The organism is Pseudanabaena sp. UWO310, from assembly GCF_006861605.1.
Taxonomy (GTDB): Bacteria; Cyanobacteriota; Cyanobacteriia; order Pseudanabaenales; family Pseudanabaenaceae; genus Pseudanabaena.
Genome location: NZ_SELU01000087.1, coordinates 1 through 19,516, shown reverse-complemented (window position 1 = coordinate 19,516; position 19,516 = coordinate 1). Strand labels below are relative to the sequence as shown.

17 protein-coding genes and 1 pseudogene are annotated in these 19,516 nt (G+C 41.1%); 8 read left to right on the top strand and 10 right to left on the bottom strand.

Annotation, left to right across the window (positions count from 1 at the left end; genetic code table 11):
* Window positions 1-82: 82 nt before the first annotated feature.
* A complete protein-coding gene (locus PseudUWO310_RS21070; protein WP_143190333.1) occupies window positions 83-5,542 on the bottom strand; it encodes a RecQ family ATP-dependent DNA helicase in 5,460 nt (1,819 codons plus the stop codon).
* Window positions 5,543-5,645: 103 nt separating this feature from the next.
* Here PseudUWO310_RS21070 and PseudUWO310_RS21065 point away from each other — a divergent pair, with 103 nt between their 5' ends.
* On the top strand, window positions 5,646-6,335 hold the full coding sequence (locus tag PseudUWO310_RS21065; RefSeq protein WP_143190332.1) for a hypothetical protein: 690 nt from the start codon (window positions 5,646-5,648) through the stop codon (window positions 6,333-6,335).
* 16 nt (window positions 6,336-6,351) lie between these two features.
* On the opposite strand, the gene PseudUWO310_RS21060 is transcribed toward PseudUWO310_RS21065, so the two are convergent.
* From PseudUWO310_RS21060 to PseudUWO310_RS21050, 3 genes are all read right to left on the bottom strand, one after another.
* Complete coding sequence (locus PseudUWO310_RS21060) at window positions 6,352-6,672, bottom strand: hypothetical protein (RefSeq protein WP_143190331.1); 321 nt, start codon at window positions 6,670-6,672, stop codon at window positions 6,352-6,354.
* A 264-nt stretch (window positions 6,673-6,936) separates the two neighbouring features.
* Window positions 6,937-7,857 (bottom strand): ParB/RepB/Spo0J family partition protein, encoded by a 921-nt coding sequence (locus PseudUWO310_RS21055; protein WP_143190330.1) that lies wholly within the window; start codon window positions 7,855-7,857, stop codon window positions 6,937-6,939.
* Window positions 7,857-8,609 carry a ParA family protein gene (locus tag PseudUWO310_RS21050; RefSeq protein ID WP_143190329.1) on the bottom strand — a complete coding sequence of 251 codons (753 nt, stop codon included), beginning with the start codon at window positions 8,607-8,609 and terminating at the stop codon, window positions 7,857-7,859. Before PseudUWO310_RS21050 ends, PseudUWO310_RS21055 begins: the two co-directional genes overlap by 1 nt.
* 507 nt (window positions 8,610-9,116) lie before the next feature.
* Here PseudUWO310_RS21050 and PseudUWO310_RS21045 point away from each other — a divergent pair.
* The gene (locus PseudUWO310_RS21045; protein WP_143190328.1) at window positions 9,117-11,003 is read left to right on the top strand and encodes an SWIM zinc finger domain-containing protein; all 1,887 of its coding nucleotides are present in this window, start codon (window positions 9,117-9,119) and stop codon (window positions 11,001-11,003) included.
* Window positions 11,004-11,095: 92 nt separating this feature from the next.
* Window positions 11,096-11,299, top strand: coding sequence for a hypothetical protein (locus PseudUWO310_RS21040; protein ID WP_143190327.1), 204 nt, complete (start codon window positions 11,096-11,098; stop codon window positions 11,297-11,299).
* A gap of 415 nt (window positions 11,300-11,714) precedes the next feature.
* Here the strand turns inward: PseudUWO310_RS21040 and PseudUWO310_RS23095 are convergent, their stop codons facing one another.
* Both PseudUWO310_RS23095 and PseudUWO310_RS21030 read right to left on the bottom strand, forming a co-directional pair.
* Window positions 11,715-12,134, bottom strand: a complete 420-nt coding sequence (locus PseudUWO310_RS23095) for a hypothetical protein (RefSeq protein WP_190316105.1) — start codon at window positions 12,132-12,134, stop codon at window positions 11,715-11,717.
* Window position 12,135: 1 nt separating this feature from the next.
* Window positions 12,136-12,819: an HNH endonuclease gene (locus tag PseudUWO310_RS21030; protein ID WP_143190325.1), complete on the bottom strand. Its 684-nt coding sequence runs from the start codon at window positions 12,817-12,819 to the stop codon at window positions 12,136-12,138.
* 183 nt (window positions 12,820-13,002) lie between these two features.
* Between PseudUWO310_RS21030 and PseudUWO310_RS21025 the strand changes: the two genes are divergently transcribed.
* A complete protein-coding gene (locus PseudUWO310_RS21025; RefSeq protein ID WP_143190324.1) occupies window positions 13,003-13,227 on the top strand; it encodes a DUF433 domain-containing protein in 225 nt (74 codons plus the stop codon).
* Window positions 13,224-13,562 carry a DUF5615 family PIN-like protein gene (locus tag PseudUWO310_RS21020; RefSeq protein ID WP_143190323.1) on the top strand — a complete coding sequence of 113 codons (339 nt, stop codon included), beginning with the start codon at window positions 13,224-13,226 and terminating at the stop codon, window positions 13,560-13,562. The genes PseudUWO310_RS21025 and PseudUWO310_RS21020 overlap by 4 nt, the downstream gene beginning before the upstream one ends.
* 79 nt (window positions 13,563-13,641) lie before the next feature.
* On the opposite strand, the gene PseudUWO310_RS21015 is transcribed toward PseudUWO310_RS21020, so the two are convergent.
* Both PseudUWO310_RS21015 and PseudUWO310_RS21010 read right to left on the bottom strand, forming a co-directional pair.
* Window positions 13,642-13,965, bottom strand: a complete 324-nt coding sequence (locus PseudUWO310_RS21015; protein WP_143190322.1) for a XisI protein — start codon at window positions 13,963-13,965, stop codon at window positions 13,642-13,644.
* A complete protein-coding gene (locus PseudUWO310_RS21010; protein WP_143122398.1) occupies window positions 13,935-14,369 on the bottom strand; it encodes a XisH family protein in 435 nt (144 codons plus the stop codon). The genes PseudUWO310_RS21015 and PseudUWO310_RS21010 overlap by 31 nt, the downstream gene beginning before the upstream one ends.
* Before the next feature lie 89 nt (window positions 14,370-14,458).
* Between PseudUWO310_RS21010 and PseudUWO310_RS21005 the strand changes: the two genes are divergently transcribed.
* Window positions 14,459-14,866, top strand: a complete 408-nt coding sequence (locus PseudUWO310_RS21005) for a hypothetical protein (protein ID WP_143122397.1) — start codon at window positions 14,459-14,461, stop codon at window positions 14,864-14,866.
* Between the two features lie 5 nt (window positions 14,867-14,871).
* Window positions 14,872-15,294 (top strand): HNH endonuclease, encoded by a 423-nt coding sequence (locus tag PseudUWO310_RS21000; RefSeq protein ID WP_143122396.1) that lies wholly within the window; start codon window positions 14,872-14,874, stop codon window positions 15,292-15,294.
* A 12-nt stretch (window positions 15,295-15,306) separates the two neighbouring features.
* Here PseudUWO310_RS21000 and PseudUWO310_RS20995 read toward each other — a convergent pair whose 3' ends face one another.
* Window positions 15,307-15,927 (bottom strand): type I restriction endonuclease subunit R, encoded by a 621-nt coding sequence (locus PseudUWO310_RS20995; RefSeq protein WP_143122395.1) that lies wholly within the window; start codon window positions 15,925-15,927, stop codon window positions 15,307-15,309.
* Between the two features lie 118 nt (window positions 15,928-16,045).
* On the opposite strand from PseudUWO310_RS20995, the gene PseudUWO310_RS20990 reads away from it, so the two are divergent.
* Entirely contained in the window at window positions 16,046-18,235 is a 2,190-nt protein-coding gene (locus tag PseudUWO310_RS20990; protein WP_143122394.1) for an AAA family ATPase, read from the top strand.
* Here PseudUWO310_RS20990 and PseudUWO310_RS23090 read toward each other — a convergent pair.
* A pseudogene (locus PseudUWO310_RS23090) lies at window positions 18,225-19,516 on the bottom strand (hypothetical protein); the annotation flags it as partial. The gene PseudUWO310_RS20990 and the pseudogene PseudUWO310_RS23090 sit on opposite strands and share 11 nt — an antisense overlap.

Below are 19,516 nucleotides of genomic sequence, written 5' to 3'. Positions count from 1 at the left end.
TGTGAGCTTAGGGAAGAACAAGACTCCTGCTATGGTGATCGGGCTATATCATCGACCGCTTTCCATGCTGGAGTTGCTTTCACTACGGGGCTTTCACTCCCTCACGATTTAACTGACCAGTGCCAATATCTCTTGGGGTCATGTCTGCATAATAAATTAATTGTGGTAAATCGATAGTTGAAACTCCAATGGAATGGGGCGTAGCTTCAGCCTCCCTCACAAACTGGCTATCCGAAGTCCTAGTTATGATAAGTTTCTCTTTAGCGCGAGTCATGCCCACATAGAATAGTCTTCGCTCAGACTCAATTTGGTCTCTACGCTCAGAGAAACCATCAGCAATTAAGATGACATAGCGAAATTCAAGCCCTTTTGCTCCATGACAGGTGGTAACCAATATTTCATCATGTTCGATCGCAATATCAGGGCTTTCATTGAATTCGTAAATTGAGGTAATAATCTCACTAATCGTAATTGGAGTAGATAAATCTTCAAAGCCATATCCTCTTTCCTTATCAATATCCTCAGCAATTTTAATTAGTGTCTTAACAGTTGGCTCTGATAAATTTCGGCTAGTCTTTTCAAAGAATTGAACAAAGTAGAATTGAACCGACTCTTGATTAGAAAGGACATGATGAGAATTTTCTTCTAGGTAAGTAATTAACAGTTGAGTTGATAGATTGCGAATTAATTTTATCCCAACGCTTTTAAGAGAATAAGTAGGTATTCCAGCTTTAAGATCTAGTAAGGATCTTACTTCATTGAGGTTGTCCCAGTTTCTGGCTAAAATGGCAATTTCGTTGCATTGGATACCTAAATCGCGCCATTTTTTTACTTGTAGCATGATGTATTTTGCTTGATGGGCAACACTATCAAATCTGAGATCTTGCACTTCTAATTCGCTTTGGACTATTCGGTCATTGTCAATTCTGACCTGTTGATCTTCACCACTTTTTAGGCGATCGCTATTATGTAAAATTAATCGATTTGATGCCGCAATAATCGGCTCAGTAGAGCGGTAGTTCTCGGTGAGTAAAAACTGCTTGGCTTGATATTCGGCTTGGAAAGATCGGATATATCTATTGCTAGTGCCGCGCCATTCATAGATGTTTTGATCGTCATCACCAATTACACAAATATTAGTTTGGACTGAGCGAGATTGCTCTTCAGCACTTTGATTTTGCAATCCCGCAATTAGTTTTACCAAGCGATATTCTTGCTCGGCAACATCTTGATATTCATCTACAAAGAGATACTCGGTACAGCCTAGAAGCTTAATAATCTGTAATTGCCGCTCTTCATCTTCTATATCTTCCTCAATTAAGTCGCAGGCATCTTTTATTAGATTGGCGAATAGACTATTTAAATCTTGCGAAGAAATGCGCGTCGGATCGACAGTACGCCCAAGAATAGCTAAGGCTAGTCCATGAAAAGTATTAACCCTAAGCCGAGAAGCTGCGGCTCCAATCAGAGTCTGCAAACGCATTCTTAGCTCTCGAACAGCATTGCGGTTATAAGCTAAAGCAATAATACGAGCGGGGTCTATCCTTTTGACTTTAACTAGATAGGCTATACGGTGGACGATGGTGCGAGTTTTGCCAGAGCCGGGTCCTGCGATGACCGATATTGCTGGAGCTTCAGACAAAACTATTTCATGCTGTACGGGATTGAGTGGACTGACAATAAGATCGTAATCTTGCTGGGTAACTGGTCGCTTAGCAGCATCGTCATCGGTGTTGGGATAAGCGTTAGTAAATCCCTCACGTGAGAGAGAAAAATACTTCTCTATATACTCCTGTGGGTCGCAATCTTTTTGTTTGTGCCGTTCGCCATAGTCAAGCATGATGTGAGTTCGGCGGACTTGCTCTTCGTAATGAAGCTTGACCGTTCTTGGATATTCTCTTTCGATTTTTGTTACCTTAGCAGTCTTAATTACTCTAACTTTCATAGATTGCTGAAACAGGTTTAATCCATCGGCAATTCTTACGATTCTATGGCGATGCATCCAAGCTAAGGCTGTTTCTAAATCCTGTAATTCCCAGACTATCGGACTAGAAAGCTGATTTACTGCTAAAAGCAATTGAACTAAATCTTGTCTTAGATGAAGCTTAGATCCACTAAGTTCGCCAAGAGATGAATATATGACCTCAATTATCTTTTCAATAAAAATTCTATGGGTATCTAAATATTCGGGTACAGAAAAGTTATTTACTATTACCACATCGCGATTAAACTGCTTTAAATCCAGCCATTTTAAGAATTTCCACCCCTCTAAAATTTCCAGAATTTTCCTCGCACTCAATTTTTGAGTATGAGACGGATCTAGTCTTGTAGCTAGTCCTTTACAGTTGATTTGCATTTGTTCGCGATCGCCTATGAGATTTACGATCTCTTCAACGATCTGCTCTTCTAAAATTTTATGCTTTTCATAAATGTTTCTGGCATCATTCTTCCTATTACCTTTATCAATTTTAGTAATGAGTAGAGTGATTGGGATCTTGGATGTGCATACATTTGCCATATCCAATTCTTTAATATACTTATTTAGAACTTTGATATTGATACCTGCGCGTTCGCTCAACTGTTCTAGGGGATAAGGTGCTGTTTTATCTTGGCAGTAAGCTTTAGCAATGTGCATAGCTGAAATCAATCTGTGAAATTCCTCTATCCGTTCCTTGGTTAAATTATTAGCACGAGCATAGAGAGCGAATAATTTATGAGAATCTTCAGGAGATTGTTGAAGAAGTTCAAATTCTACGAAAGTAGATTGATTTTCTGCCCGTTCGACCATGCCGAAGGCTTCGAGATATTGTAGTGCTACTTTGATTTTTGTATCTTTCTGTTCGTAATCTAGAGCGAATTCTTCGTCGAGGTCGCTACTTTGGAATATTTCATTTACCGACACCCAGAAATAATCTTCTAAAACCTTCCCCTTCCCAGAGTGAATGCGATCGCGGAGAGAGCGCACGGCAATAAATAAGTTACGCAAATCGGTTTCTGATAGCTGATTTAGACTCTGAAGAAAGAAAGTTGTGTCAGCATCTTGAGGGTCAAATAGTAAGGTGCAGATAGCTGGATGCTCGTCTCGACCTGCCCTTCCTGCTTCTTGGACGTATGACTCTAAATTGCCAGTTATACTGTAATGAATGACCGATCTCACATCTGGGCGATCAATTCCCATGCCAAAAGCACAAGTCGCCACAATTACATTTACTTCTTTGGCTTTAAACTTTTCTAAAATTTCTTGCTTATCTTCTCTTGAGATTTTGCCATGATAAAATCTTGCATCAATTTGATTTTCATTGAGCAAACCTGCTATTTTCTCAGTGTTTTTACGAGTTGCTGTATAGACTAGAATCGCTCCTTCCTGTGAGAGCGCACTTCTAACTTGTTCGATAACTAATCTATCTTTATCTTGCTTATTAGCGGATACAATCCGATATTTTAGATTTTTCCGAATACTGCTTGAGGATATTTCGGTAATCTTGATGCCATAATCTTCTTCAAATAGTTTTTTAATATCTGACTGTACATCAAGTGTAGCAGTTGCAGTCAAAAATGCCATTAGAGGTAAATCGCGCTTTTGCTCTTGATAGAGTTCGACAATAAATTTAGGAGCATAACGATAATCTGGTCTAAAATTATGTCCCCATTGGCTGATACAGTGTGCCTCATCAAACACGATTAGGGATGGTAAACGTTCTTCAAGCAACGATCTGATGCTAGGCGATCGCAATTGTTCGGGGCTGATAAAGAGGAGATCTTTTCCTCCATTCCGTAATTCATCTAATCTCTCTCGCCTTTCAAATGCTGTAATATTCCCATTGATAAAGGTAGAAAAAATAAACCCTTTTTCTTCGAGTCCTTTTACTTGATCTTCCATTAAGGCTTGAAGAGGCGAGATAACGATAGTAAAGCCTTTTTGCCGCTGAGATAGCATCCAAGCAGGAAGCTGATAGCAGAGGGATTTGCCGCCACCCGTTGCCATCAATATTAGAGGATTTTTACCCGCAAGAATATCTTGTATAGCTTTTTCTTGGATCGAACGAAAGCCTGAAACCTTAAAGTCTTTTAAATATGGTTGATACGTAAATTCTCGTGGAAATTTAACTGGGCGTAACTGGTTGAAAATAGAAGGGAAATCTGGGAGTCGGCTTATCCATCCTCCTAACGGCTGTTTTGTTTTAGTGATGTTAGATTCATAATTCCAAGCAAGTATTCCAGCTACACATAACTTTTGGTCAAAATTAAATGTGGTTGCTTGATCGATCAAGCTAATGAAGTTTTCGATATCTAGCTCGGCGATCGCCTCTGGTGGTAGATCATTAGTATTAGATAACAAGCATTTATCCATACCAAAAAATTGACGATATGCCTCACTGGCTAAGTCTTCTCCGCAACTGAACAAATAAGCGTATATATCCAAAAGTTTTGCTGGCTTAGTCTTCAGAACATTTAAAATTGCCTCTAATAGGCTTCTAGTCGCGAGAGCATCTTCAAGGGGATTATTGGTGGCATATTCGCTGAGCTTGTAGTCTTTGTTGAGCTTGTGCGATCGCTCTAAGGGAAATGCGATGATCGAAAGCTCTAACGTGTCGATAATTGCCCAAGGATCGAGCGTCGGAAACCGAGTAATTAGATATTTATAATCAAAGCGACGAAAATTATGTCCACAAATATGTAAGCCTTGGTCGCGTAAAGACTCTAAGCTTGTTTGAGCAGATTCAATTATTTTAAAGTCTTGCTCCAGACTTAAAGATGCTAAACCTATTCGATGAATTTCTTCTGTCAGATCTACTTCAAGATCGATATAAGCGTATTTTCTCAGGATCTTATCTATACTGCTATTAAGAGAAATCTTCTCTGGAATAGAACTATCGCTAGGTAAACTATCGATCATGTCATTTAAGTAATCATCTAAATCTGGGAAAATATGCCAACAGATGCGGTTAATTTGTTGTTGTGAAAGGGGGGTATCGAATTGGTACGGGAACATGTCCCGCAATCGTTGTCTAAACTCCTCTTGATCAATCCCCTCAAGCATTTCATCTTGGCAGATAACCAAGTTGGACTCGATCACCTGTTCTATTCCTGATTTCTCAAGCTGCGATCTCGTGATGTTGGTAAATACCACGCCATAGCCATAGGGGACGATGCATTTACCAGCGTAGTTTCTGGCGATCGCATGGACAAGCTCGGCATCACGTTCTAATAGCTTCACTGCATGAAGTACATACCTTCGCGCTTGTTCTAGGGGATTTTTTACTTGTTTGGGTTCGTTGGTGTGGCGATCGGCGATCGTCCAATTAGCTTTTGTGACGCTGAGAATGGTGTCGATTTTCCAGTCTTTGACCTCTAGAACTAATAAACCTCTCCGTGGGTGCAGCACAATAAAATCGGGGTGCAGTTGCTTTTTGCCGATGGGTACGTCATACCAAATTAGATAATCGTCATCGAGCTTCTGCTCTAGTCTCACCGCCAAGCACTTTTCGCCTAGGGTCATGCGGGCTACGCAACTATTCAGGGGTGGGATGAGTGAGGGCATGGGCTAATTTTGTTCTTCTACAACGGACGCGGACAGTAGACAATTGCTATTCTTTTCTAGTTTTACCTCTGTCTCTATAACAATTGTCAAGGAAAAATCAATCATGTCACAATCCCAAAGCCTTTTTAACGATCCAACGGTAACTGTTGTAATTTCCAGACGGGTTAAACCAGAATGTAAAGCCGAATTTGAATTGTTTTTATTGGGCATCACCTCTGCCTGTGAAAAATTTCATGGTCATTTGGGTAGTACGATTTTTCCTCCAGTTAATTCCGACGATCCAGAGTATCGCATCATTTTTAAGTTCGACCGTCTTAGCAATCTCCGTAATTGGGAGGCTTCGCCAGAACGTAGGTACTGGTTTGATATAGCCGAATCACTCACTGTCAGCCCACCTCAGATTCAGGTATTAACTGGTTTAGAAACTTGGTTTACTCTTGCTGGCAACAGATCAATTACACCTCCACCTCGCTACAAAATGACTGTGGTTACTTGGTTGGCTGTATTCCCATTAATTACTTTGATCTCTCTAATTCTTAAAGAGCAGTTATTAAACTTGCCTTTAGTATTTCGGGTGGCAATTATTACCGCGATCGCTGTTCCGACAATGACCTATCTGCTGATGCCGCAAATGACTAAGTTATTCTCAGGATGGCTTTACCCTTCATTAGTTGCATCACCAATAACCGATACTCCTACAAAGATCATAGAAGGTTCAGAACTTCCACAACCACTACCTGAACTGAATTCTCCTGAAGAGAATACTGAATTAATAGTTAGTCAAATACTTTGAGTGGGTTAGTAATTGGCTACTCCTCCAAAATCTCAGCGATCACATTCAACTCAGCGCTCGCTCGCACTAAGCGATCGCGCAAAGCATCGTCCAGCTTGGGATTTTGCAAAGCTACCTCTTGGATGGCGGCTAACCATTGAGCGATCGGGACATGGCTAACGGCGGCGCGTAGTCCCATATTGGTAAGGATGGCAAGGTGAAAGCCTGTCATGTCTTGACCTCCATAGTTATAGAAGCCGTCCCATAGCTCTAGTTTTTGGGGTGTGTATTCGTCGTATTGCTCGAAGGTGATTGGGGTGCGATCGAGGTGGGGTTGAGGGAGGGGTGGTTGGGGCATGGGTGGTTTATTTGAATAAATCTCTAAGTCTCGAATCTTTCTTAACCAATTCGCTTAACCTTTCAATTAGTAAAGCTACGTCAGATACTTGGCTCAATAGGCGCTTCGGGGAGGTACTTTAGCTTAAATGGCTAAAATGCTTGATGTGCAATAGTTTTAGCCTCAGAGGTCTTTGATAGCTGAAACACCCGTCATTAAAAGTATCGAGCCGTTTATCATGTTTGACATCCCCGAAACACCTATAGAGCTTAACCTCAATGAGTTTTACTCATCCTGAATTAAAGTTTCCATTTCTGCTAGTAGCTTGGCAAGCTTTTTAGTTTTTTTAGGATTGTCCCAAACCTTTGATTTTTTCATTGTCGTGAAAGCCTCACTCATCAAGTCTTTGAGAGAAGGCTCTGTTACCGTCAAATCTTTAACAGAGTTAATAGCAGAAATTCTAGCCTTAATTTGAGAGAGCGACAGATCTTGAGAGATAGACTCCTCAAGTAATTCTTGCCGTTGCGCCCCATCCCGAATACGGGCGATCGCTCTTGCTTTGGTGAATTCTAATTTGCCCTGACGCAAGGTTTCTAAAACATCATCAGGCATATTCAATAGCGGCAAACGATTTGTGCGAAAGGATTCAGCGTTAAATCTACCAACATTAGCTAACAGAGATTCGATCGCCTCAAGTTGACGGGTAACGTTATCCGTCAATTCTAATCCCCTTTTTTTAGCATTGGCTGCTTGGTTTAAAGTAGACGTAATATCACTGATCTCAATGTCAAGGGAAAGGGATAATAACTCTAGAATAGCCTCAGTTTCTTCGACGGGATTTAAGTCTTCACGCTGCAAATTTTCGACAAGAGCTATTTGGATTGCTTCTTTGTCCGTAACATCTTTACTGATTATAGGTACTGTGTCTAGTTCAAGAATTTGGGCAGCCCGAAATCTTCTTTCCCCTGCAATTAATTCATACTGTCCGTTTGCTAAAGGACGAACTAATAGCGGTTCCAAGATGCCATGTTCTTGGATCGATTGCACAAGTTGCTGCATCTTTTGCGGATCGAAATATCGTCGCGGCTGCTTAATTGGCAATTGAATCAGATCTATTTTAACTGTCTGATTAGTTGCTGGGGTCAGTTCATCCAATAGGCGAACATTGCTAATTTGATAAGCGGGTAAAGGTCGCTTGCTAGCCATTAAATTGTCTCCAATGAATCTGTAATTTGATTTAAGATATCGATAACTGGGTGCTTTGGGGAATGTAATCCTAAAGGTTCGTGCATTTGCGCCGAGTCGGGGAAAGCGATCGTCCTTGGAATGGGAGGATAAACAATGGCAATTGATGAGAGTTGAGTCTGAATAGTACTGAGGCTAGTTTTTGCTTGCAGGGTTTGTCCTTCGTGCATGGTGGGAATAAAACCTGCAACTTTAAGGTTACGATTAGCCCTTTGACGGACACGAGCAACGGTTTCTAGCAATAAGTTACAGCCCACTAGACTTTTGTAATGGGTTTGAATTGGGACTAACACATGGGTAGCGGCAATCAGGCTGATATAGCTAAGGATAGCGAGACTGGGAGGACAGTCGATCAGAATGAAATCATATTGTTCTTGGACAGTAGCGATCGCATCTTTGAGACGCACTTCTCGAAATTCAGCTAAGACCAATTCCATCTCGGCGGCGCTCAACTGAATATTGGATGGCACTAAATCCATGCCATGAATATTGTGATGGATTGGTAAGCTCTCGTACTGAGTGATGGACTGATAAATAGTCTTGTCTAGTTGGTAGATATCAAGTCCTAGAAATGATGTTAATGATGATTGCGGATCCATATCGACGAGCAGGACTTTGCGATCGCGTTGGGAGAGTTGGTATCCCAGATTCATGGTTAGACTAGTTTTGCCAACCCCACCAGACTGATTAAACAGGGCAATAATCTTGGTCACAGGATATCTTGGTAAACAACACTTAAGCAGTGTAACTTATGTTTGGATTTTTTTATAAACTATGCTGCTTTTCAAATAAATTCATAAAACAAGTTCAACATCTACAGATTAATTTATGCTTATAAATAGTCCATTTATAGCTGCCGCCAACTGTATCAGGACATAAAACCCCAAAGAGAGTTGCCGCGCGGAGCGTGGCAACTCTCTTTGGGGTTTTGATTTTGTCCCAACAAAACTGGCGGCAGCTATAACAAGCATTTTATGCCAATTTTCAAGTTGACGGATAACGTTATCCGTCAGTTGCCTCAAGCATCAAAATTGAGGTAAGACAGAGATAATGAATCCAGATTGTCTATCCTTAAAATACAATCAAGAAAATACAATCAAGAACAAGATTGAAGAGCCTAAAAAGTCGAAGGATTTAATTATTTACGAGAAATTTACTAGAAGTAATGATGATCACCAATCTCATAGTAAAATCACCATAACAAAGAGAATGAGTTGCATATGCCTGCACTAAAAATAAGTGAATCAGTGATTCGCCAAAATGCCAGCGATAAATCTTTTCAGCGTGGCAAAGAATATGCGCGATCGCAATCAGTGCAAGATTTATTTTGGCGAGATCAAACCCTGCAAGCCACAGTAGCAGGAAGCACTTACTATCGCGTAAGTATCGGCTTTAGCGATCGCGGTATTCAATCAGCACAGTGCTCTTGCCCCTACGATTTTGGTGGTTGGTGTAAACATATCGTGGCAGTACTATTAGTGGGTATGGAGCAACCCAAGATCGAAGAGCGTCCTAGCCTAGTCCAAATGCTCGAAAAACTGGATCTAGAGCAAACCCGCAAACTATTACATAACCTCACTATCCAATCCCCTGACTTAGTAGATCTCATTGATATTCAGATCCAACTTTTAAACAGCATTAAAGAAAACAAGTCGAAATCTGCTAAAGCCGCTAAGGCTTCATCGAAATCTAAAGCTAGTAAGACCGCAACTAAGCACCCTGAAATTGACCGATCGCCTTTTCGTCGGCAATTAGCCTATACATTACGGAAGTCACTAAGCGATTATGAATATAGCTATAGTGATGAAGATGATCCCTTTACAGATGTGATTTACGAAGAAATCGAAAAGACAAAGGTATTTCTAGAGACAGGAGATAGCTTTAGGGCTTTTGTGATGTTGTATGCGATCGCTGAAGAATTATGTAACTACACAGAAGAAATCGAAAACTATTTGGGTGATGTGGAGAACTTAACCGATCATCTCGATCTCGCCATGGCTGAGGCAATTCTCTGGACAGATTTTTCGGTGAAGGAGCGTCAAAAATGGGTGACAGAAATCGAAGGCACACAGGATACACTCTGTGCACAACTTGATTTTAGTCTCGCCGCCTTGATACAGGGTTGGGATGATCCCTATTTACAAGCAGTGCTGCAAGGTAAAGCAAAGCCAGAAAATCTTGATCATGACTCTGCCAAAATCTCAACACAATTTAAAAGGAAAAGGACAACTATTCATAAGGGAGGAAATATCTATACTCACGAAACAAATCAATATCAATTAGTGAGCATTCGCCTCAGAATTTTGCAAGCCCAAGAGCGTTTTGATGAATATCTCAATCTGGCTAAAGATGCTGGCACATTTACCAATTATATAAATATGCTGCTCCAGTTAGGTCGGCATGATGAAGCGATCGCGGAATCAGAGAATGTCCAAGACGAACATCAAGCTTTTGAGATCGCGCAGCAGTTACTAGAGCATGGTTTGGAGAAGCAGGCTTTATATATTGCCCATAAGGGATTGCAATTACAAGACGAGGATGCCAAACGCTATCGGACAGTGGAGTTTGCGGAGTGGACAGCAGGTTTAGCCGAAAGTTTAGGAGAGACAGAGATCCTACTAAATGCCAAGATCATTGCGTTTAAGCTCAAACCTTCCCTCGCTACTTATCACCAAATCCGTGACTTGACTAAGAATAAATGGAAAAAGACTAAGGATATTTTGATCAAATATTTATTGCAACTCGATTCTTTTGATACTGCTGAAGCCAAGGTCAATATCTTTTTAGAAGAAGGGCTATTTGATGAGGCGATCGCGATCGCTAATACTAATTATTGCCCATATCACAACAGATTACAAGTGATGCAAGCAGTGATCAAAAATAATCCCCAATGGGTGATCACGAAAGCGCAATCTCTGGCTGAGGATATTATTGCTCGCGGTAAATCCGATGATTATGAACAGGCGATCACTTGGCTGGAACAAGTACGCAATGGCTATCAAACCCTTAAAAAAGAAAAGGAATGGCTCAGCTATCGCAATCAATTAGTTGAGGTAAATGTCCGTAAGCGTAAGCTCATGGAATTAGTTAAGCGCAAGGGACTTTAAGCGATCGCCTTTTGTCATCATCAAGCGCGATCGCATCCCTTCTATCAATGTAGGCTATAATTGATGGCAAATTTACTGTTCTAAAATTAATTATGTCTCCATCTAAAGTTGAAGAACGTCTATCAAAAATTGAAGCTGAAGTTACACAATTAAAACTCTCTTTATTAAATAGTGCAAATACTATCAAGCCTTGGTGGGAAAATATCGTGGGCGTATTTGCTGATGATCCCAGTTTTGAAGAGGCGATCGCGATCGGTAGAGAATATCGTCAGTCTTACAAAGATCGCTATTTCTAACGGGTCAATTCTATTAACGCGCAATCTGTCTGATTTTGAAAATATTGCTAATTTGCAAGTGGAAGAGTGGACAAGTTAGGGGATCTCCTTTTATCATCATCAAGAGCGATCGCAAAATATCCCTCAGTATTAGCAATTAAACAGATTATTTTAAAATTATTAACTAACTTCATCAGATATTTAGCCATATACCAAAATAGCTCCTTCTTCTTGGAGAAAAAGATTATTCTGTATTTCTTGTTGTGTAAGAATGCAAACATCAGCGGGCAAGTTAAACTCAGCAAAACAATCCTGTCGAAGATACTGACGATAAACAAGTATATCAAATACATCATGTCTTGAATGGTTGAATACTATAACTAGATCAATATCATTTGGTGAACATGAATGAATCAATGAACCAAATGCATAAATTTTAATTTCTCCTGCCAAGCCGACGTTTTTGTTCACGCTCTTCTGGAGAAATGTAATTAAGGTACTGATCTCCATCAAAATAGATTGCTCCAAGAAATTCTTTGAATTTAAATAGTCCAATTCGCTGTTCTCGACAGTAATTTTTAGCTTCAGACGTGTAGCCATTCCATTCACTCATCGTGACTATTGTTCCCAAATTATCATTTTGTGTAAGGATCTCTAAAACATCCGCTAACCCTACGATATATATGTTTGTCATAAAGACTAGGAGTGGGGGTTTCTGTAATCGATTGATGTTAACAAGCTGTTCTCCTTCTTGTGTCACACTACTAATAATTCTCTTGTTTGATCTGAGGTAATCGATAAACTTATCAATAGATTCAGGTCTAGGCAGTTTCTCGTAGCGTCCATACTCAGGCACTTTATTCACCTCGCAAGATATTGTTCATTTCTTTAGGGAAAAGAGGCGCACATGCCGTCTTGTCTCCAGAGACATGATTATACTCAAAAGCCTGCTGATGCAAAGTAAACATATCTAAGATATGTTTTTCATCTTCAGTCAATAGATGTTCATTTACACTCAACAAATTTGCAATCTTCCGATTATTTGGAATGACATCAGCTAAAACATGACGCTTCCAATCCTTTACCGCATCTGAAAAAGGATCTATCGCATACAAAGAGTGTGGACCATATTGTTGAAATATTACTTTATTAATGCGTAATAATTTATGAACTGATTTTGCCAAGTCTTGACGTTCTCTATAGACTGGGACAACAAAAACAAGCTTTATAGCTTCTTCGTGCTGCTGTTTCCAATTTTGAAGTGTTTTTACGGAAAACTGTAGAGGATTTTTATCAATCAAACTATGACAATTAGGACACAACAAAATTATATTGTTGTACTCATCCCGTTCGGTAACGCTCAAATCACTTTTACCACGCGGACCTTGATTGCTCTGACCAATAACGTGCGCTAATTCTTCGAGACTCGAAATATTTCCATCTTGAAAAAATACAAAGAAGTCTCGATGACATTCTGGGTTTTGGCAATACCCGCCAGATCTAGACCAGAGCAAACGCTTTGTTCGATCAGAGATAGCCATATTTTTACCTAACCAATACTCCTATTAAATACTTATATTATTAAACAGCATGAGTAAAAACATGGATTATTAAAAAACATGGGGAAAGTTTTCTGTAAATACTAGAAGCATTGTATCAACGCCTAGCGATGCAATACTATATAACTCACTTATACTAGAAAAAAGTGTTAGAGAACTATTCAAATGCCAGAACTACTTAAAAGAATTACAATTAATCCCAAACAATGCGGCGGTCGTCCCTGTATTCGTGGCATGAGAATTCGCGTCTCAGATGTTCTCGATCTATTTGTAGCAGGACTTAGTGTCGAAGAGATTTTAGAAGAAATGCCTGATTTAGAAAGAGATGACCTAAAAGCAGCACTAGCCTACGCATCGCGTAAACTCAATCATCCTGTATTAGTCGCATGACCATCTGGATTGATGCCCATTTATCACCAGCGATCGCACCTTGGATCTCTAGAACCTTTAACATAAGCGCCTTCGCTTTGCGAGATCTGGGTTTAAGAGATGCAGAAGATCCTGAAATTTTTGAAGCAGGTAAAGCTCAAAAAATTATTTTCATGACCAAAGATAGTGATTTTGTCGATTTAGTTGAACGCCTTGGATCTCCCCCGCAAATTATTTGGTTGACGTTTGGTAATACTTCCAATGCCCAATTAAAAGAGATTCTAACTGCTACTTTACCTAGAGCATTAGAAATTCTGGCTACAGGTGAATCATTAGTGGAAATTAGCGGAAATTGAATTGAGAGAAATATGGCTGAAACCGTTACTTTACAAATACCAGAAGCCTTGTATCAACGCTTAGCGATTTTATTTAGCCTCACTTCACTCCAACCACCTCAAATTCAGGCAAAAATGCAAGCACAATATCTCTCTCAGAAATCCCCCGTTGGATCAAATCTTGAGTAATCCCCCCCTCAATTCCATCATACTCAATCAGCACTTTCCCATCCTTAATACTCACATAAATCAAATTACCCCGCACCCGTCTCTCCCGATCCCAACCAAACTGCATCAGCGCATAGCGACTATTCACATCATCAAATATCGGCTCTAGGTGAATATTGCCATGAGAAGGACGCAACTTAGCATACTCACTAATTACCTGCTTGATTACTGCTTGATAGGATTTGATGGTATCCATTGGGTTATCTCCTTAGTACTTAGATTTACGATAACAAGTTTTAACGGAATTTCAGCGATCGCTAGTTTACCAATTGGCTCATCAAATATATCGCCATAAGTCGCATCAGAAATTGCCAAATACAGATCCCGCTCTGGGTCAATCTGGTTAAGCAATATGCGATACAAAGAATATTGCCCGATCGCTTGCTCTAAATCAACAACTTGGGACTGACCGCGAAACTGCTTAATTTCAATCGCAACTTGTTTGTTTCCCTGCCGAACACCGATAAAGCCACTTGCCGCCAGATCGACAAATAAAAAACGATCGCCATAGGAAATAACATAGGGATCGTCAGTTACTTCCCATCCATCTTTAATAACTGCTTCTTTTACAGCCTCATGAATGGAATCTCTCGCTGGCAAATTATTTACTCCTCAAATTCTTATTTTCTTGAATATATTATAATAACCCTATTGATATTTTCGGGCGATCTCAAATATTTGCAAAAAATATGGCTGAAACCGTTACTTTACAAATACCAGAAGCTTTGTACCAACGCTTAGCGATCGCGGCAGGAGCAACCCAGCGATCGCTAGAAGACATAATTTTACAAGCCTTGCAAATTGGCAGTCCACCAACATGGAAAGACGTACCCGAAGAATTTCAAACCGACCTTGCCAGCTTAGATCGACTTGACGACGATTCACTATGGCAAATTGCGCGTAGCCAAAAAACTCAATTAGAAATGGAACGCTACGAATCCCTATTGTCTAAACAACAAGATACAGGACTTACTGATTCCGAAAGACTGGAATTAGACAACCTGCGTAAAGATAGCGATCGCTTCATGTTACGCAAATCCCAAGCCGCCGCAATCCTAAAATGGCGCGGACATAACGTTTCCAGACTAGCAGGGTAGATTTTGTGTCAGGCTATATTTCCCAAAATCTGCGATCGCAAATAGAATCAATTGACCATAAGCGTTGCTGCTATTGCCTCACAACCGAAGCAAATAGCGGTATGCCTATGACAATTGATCATATTCAACCAGTTTCAAAAGGAGGGCTAAATACCATTGAAAACCTATGCCTTGCCTGTCGAACTTGCAATGAATATAAATCTGACACCACAGAAGCGATCAATCCATTAACAGGCGAAATTGTAGCTTTGTTTAATCCCCGACAACAAAATTGGAAGGAGCATTTTCAATGGAATAATGATGCCTCTCAAATTGAAGGTTTAAGCCCGATCGGACGTGCAACAGTTATCGCTTTGCGGATGAATAATGCTGTCATTGTTGCTACTCGTAAACGTTGGTTTGCAATTGGTTGGCATCCACCAGATTGAAGTATAAAAACATCAAACCTCTATTTCTGCAATCTTGCGTAAAACTTGCCATGCCACCTCTAACTCACCCCGATTAACCAGAGGAGCCAAAACCTGCAACATCCCATATTGCTTACCCTCTAGCTTCACAAATACAATATCATCACCATTCGTCAACATCGCAAAAGTAGGGCGATCGCCATTTGGACTAGCCATCAAATAAGCTAAAGTCTGAGGCAAAGCAGACCAAACCGAAAGCATCGTTTTCTTTGACTCCAAAACAATAATCCACAGGCGATCGCGCAATACCAACACATCGATGCGCCCCTGTAAAGTCTCTTCACTATCAGAAATATTGATCGCAATCGACTCCTCCGCCTTAATCCGAAAAGGAGGATCGTATAAACCAGCGATCGTTAGCAATGGCGAGACGAGTAATAGCATCACCGTACTCTCTAGCAAATGTCCACCAGAACGATGATAAATATAACGCCGCCATAAAATCTCAAGATTGGCGCGATCGCTAGAATTAATCTCTGGTAATTGGTCATACCACTCTATAAAAAAATCCTTCGATTCACTACGACTCAAGCCAAATTTTTTCTCAGCTTCAGCGATCGTCGTGATAGCTTCAGTAACAGCTAATGTTTGCATAGTGAATACGTTGAGTGAATTTTCAATACAATAATTCTAATCTCTAGCTCTCAATTCGTAACAAGTCGCTATCCGAATATTATCCAAATATCTTTTGAAAAGTGCGATCGCCCACCCCATGAACCTATTCGAGAACCACCGCCAACAAATCACCGCATCAGAAGCCCCCCTCGCCGATCGCCTACGTCCGCGCCACCTTGATGAATTCATCGGACAAGAACATATCCTCGGACAAGGAAGACTGCTCCGCCGTGCCATTCAAGCAGATCGCCTATCATCCCTCATCTTTTATGGTCCCCCTGGAACAGGCAAAACCACCCTAGCTCGCATCATTGCCAACACCACCAATGCCCACTTCATCGCCATCAATGCCGTCCTCGCAGGTGTAAAAGAAATCAGAGAAGCGATCGAAACCGCCCAAACCCAACGGGGTTATCATAATCAGCGCACGATTCTCTTTGTCGATGAAGTGCATCGCTTCAACAAATCCCAACAGGACGCATTACTACCTTGGGTAGAGAATGGCACAATCATTCTCATCGGTGCAACTACCGAGAATCCCTTCTTTGAAGTCAATAAAGCCCTAGTCAGCCGATCGCGATTATTCCAATTAAAACCATTAACCGAAGCGGATTTGCGGCGAGTATTAGAACAAGCAATTAGCGATCGCCCAAGAGGTTACGGCAACCTCAAAGTCAATGTTACCGAAGAAGCGATCGCCCATTTAGCCAATGTCGCTAACGGTGATGCAAGGTCATTGCTGAATGCCTTGGAACTAGCCGTCGAGACAACGGAACCCGATGAGAATGGGGCGATCGCTATTAATTTAGCCGTAGCCGAAGAATCGATTCAACAAAGAGCAGTTCTCTATGACAAAGAAGGCGATGCTCACTTCGATACGATTAGCGCCTTCATCAAGAGTGTGCGTGGTTCCGATCCCGATGCGGCTCTCTATTGGCTAGCCAAAATGGTCTATGCAGGCGAAGATTCCCGTTTTATTTTGCGACGATTGCTAATTTTAGCGAGCGAAGATATCGGACTTGCCGACCCGCAAGCAGTGGTGGTGGTGAATGCTTGTGCTGAAGCCTTTGACCGCATTGGCTTACCCGAAGGTCGCTATCATTTAGCCCAAGCCACCCTCTATCTTGCCAATGCTCCCAAATCAAATAGTCTCATGGGATTCTTCGATGCGATCGCCGCCGTTGAGCAGGAACGTCAATCTGATGTTCCAAATCCCCTCAAAGATAGCAGTCGCGATAAAAAAGGATTCGGTCATGGAGCAGGCTATCTCTATCCCCACGCCTATCGCGACCATTGGATCGAGCAGCAATATTTACCCAGTAGTTTGCAAGGACAGGTCTTCTATCAACCATCAGATCAAGGCGCAGAAGCCACAATTAAGTTACAAGTAGAACGCCGCCGCGAAGCGCAATTAGCAGCAATGGTAAGCGGTGTAGTCATAGAATTGCCTGAAATCCTCACCTTTAGCCCCACCGACACCAAAAGCGATCGCTGGTTACAACGCACCATCGGACAGGCAGGGGAAAGATTAGCCAAAATACGCGATCGCCTATTCTCCCAATTATCGCTACAACGTCATGATGTAGTTCTCAACTTAAATGCAGCCACAGGATTATTGACATGGGAAGCATTGCGCTCGGTTCCAGAAGGCGGAGTCTATGCGCTGACTTATCAAGAATCTGAAGCGATCGCTTTGCAAGAACAAGCAGCAAGTTTACCCGAACTTTTGCGCCCAACTGTTATGTACGGCTCTTTAATAGAACTTCCTGAAGCGATCGCCTCTATGCGTTTTGAAGCAATTATTGGCTATAACGCACTGATGCGCGAACCTGACAAATTAGCTTGCATTCAACAATTAGCAAATCTCCTACAGCCTGAGGGCAAAATCGCTCTCTATGAATCAATTCCCAAACACACGCAGCGAATTTATCGATTGATCGATTTACCCCATGAATTTGGTGATCGCTGGATGCAAGCAGAAGAAGCAATCTATGCCAATCCTGATGACTCAATGACAAATTGGGATATTGATGATTTGCGATCGACTTTTGAGAAGGTGGGTTTAAAAGTTGAAATAGAAATAGAACGAATCACTACGCCCATGCAGATTTCTACAGCTTTATTAAACCGATGGTTTAGCAAGTCTCAAATAAAGCCATCCTATGCCAGCCACATAGCTAAGTTTCTCACCGATGACGAAATCGCGATCGCTTATCAATTACTGATCAGTAAGCTATTAAATAAAACAGTAGCTTGGGAAAGCTCAGCAGCAATGATTATTCACTAACTGCCAAGAGAGACAAATTTGAGAACAACTTATAACGCGCATCAGTAGAAAGCATCAAGATAACATAAGTATGCAAATAGGTTGGGATATGTTGCACGAAGAACTCAAATATACCAGTCAAAGTCTCCTTTGTCGGTATCTCTTCAGCCAAAAACAACTCAGTAGCACCAGCCCAAAGCTCAACAACTTCTAGATCCTGAGAATCAGTAAGAGATACCAGATTTTCTTTTGGACATTGGATCAATTGGTTATATAGGTTATCTAATAACGGGTTGATCCAATCAAAATGGTAAAGCAACACTCCACGCTTAATTCCAAAATAGTCACATAACTGACGTTCTGACGCATTGAGCAAATCAAAACCACCATCGGTAACTGAATTAATTACCTGAGATACCTTGAGTTGTAGAAGCTCCAAATTAGACATCGCATCAGGAGTAATATCACCAGACTTAATCAGAGTATGGGGTATATTACCCAGATCAAAATCTGATAAGAAATAAATCTTGTCACCCTGATTAAAGCGATCGCCTGCTTTCCTCCCAAAACATTGCATAACGGTAGCCAAAATATGTCGATCAACAAACGCTGCAAAAGCAGGATCTTTATCCACAGGATGTAACCCCGTCATCGCCACATAATCCGCACGAAGCATGGCAATATTGGCACAGGGAGTCCCGACGATCGTAAAAGTTTTTGCCGATTTAAAATCATTAGACCCACGAGAATCGCGGAACCAAAAACCATCTTGACTCTTGGCAAACTTTTTAAAATCAATCACCCTAGTGGTGGGATCAAGATTTAAAAGATGATTAATAATCGCCTCAACCTTAGTTGTTTGGGACTCACTACGCTGCAAACCCAAACGCCCCAGATTATGCACCTGAAAAATCTGAGGCATCACCAATTCACCAGATTGCTTAAGCGTATGGACAGGAGTATTTAGGCGCATTTCCAGATCCTTCGCATCAATCGTCGCATCCAGATAAAGATTAGCCGCCGACCTGTGAGCAATTTCCCGTAAGCGCTCATCTGCGAGAGACACCGTTAACCGCTCATATTGAATATGCAAATCACCGTGGGAAATAGTCCCCGAAAGAATATCCAAAAACTCCACCAACCACTGCTTCAAAACCTCACGGTCAATCTTCTTTTCAATTTCATGACTATTAAGAGTAGTCGCGTGCTTCAGCAAAGAATTAACCCTAGCTAACTCCCGCTTATCCCTACCCTTAACATTTTCAAACTCAGAATCTGCAACCGCATCAACCGTATCGAGAA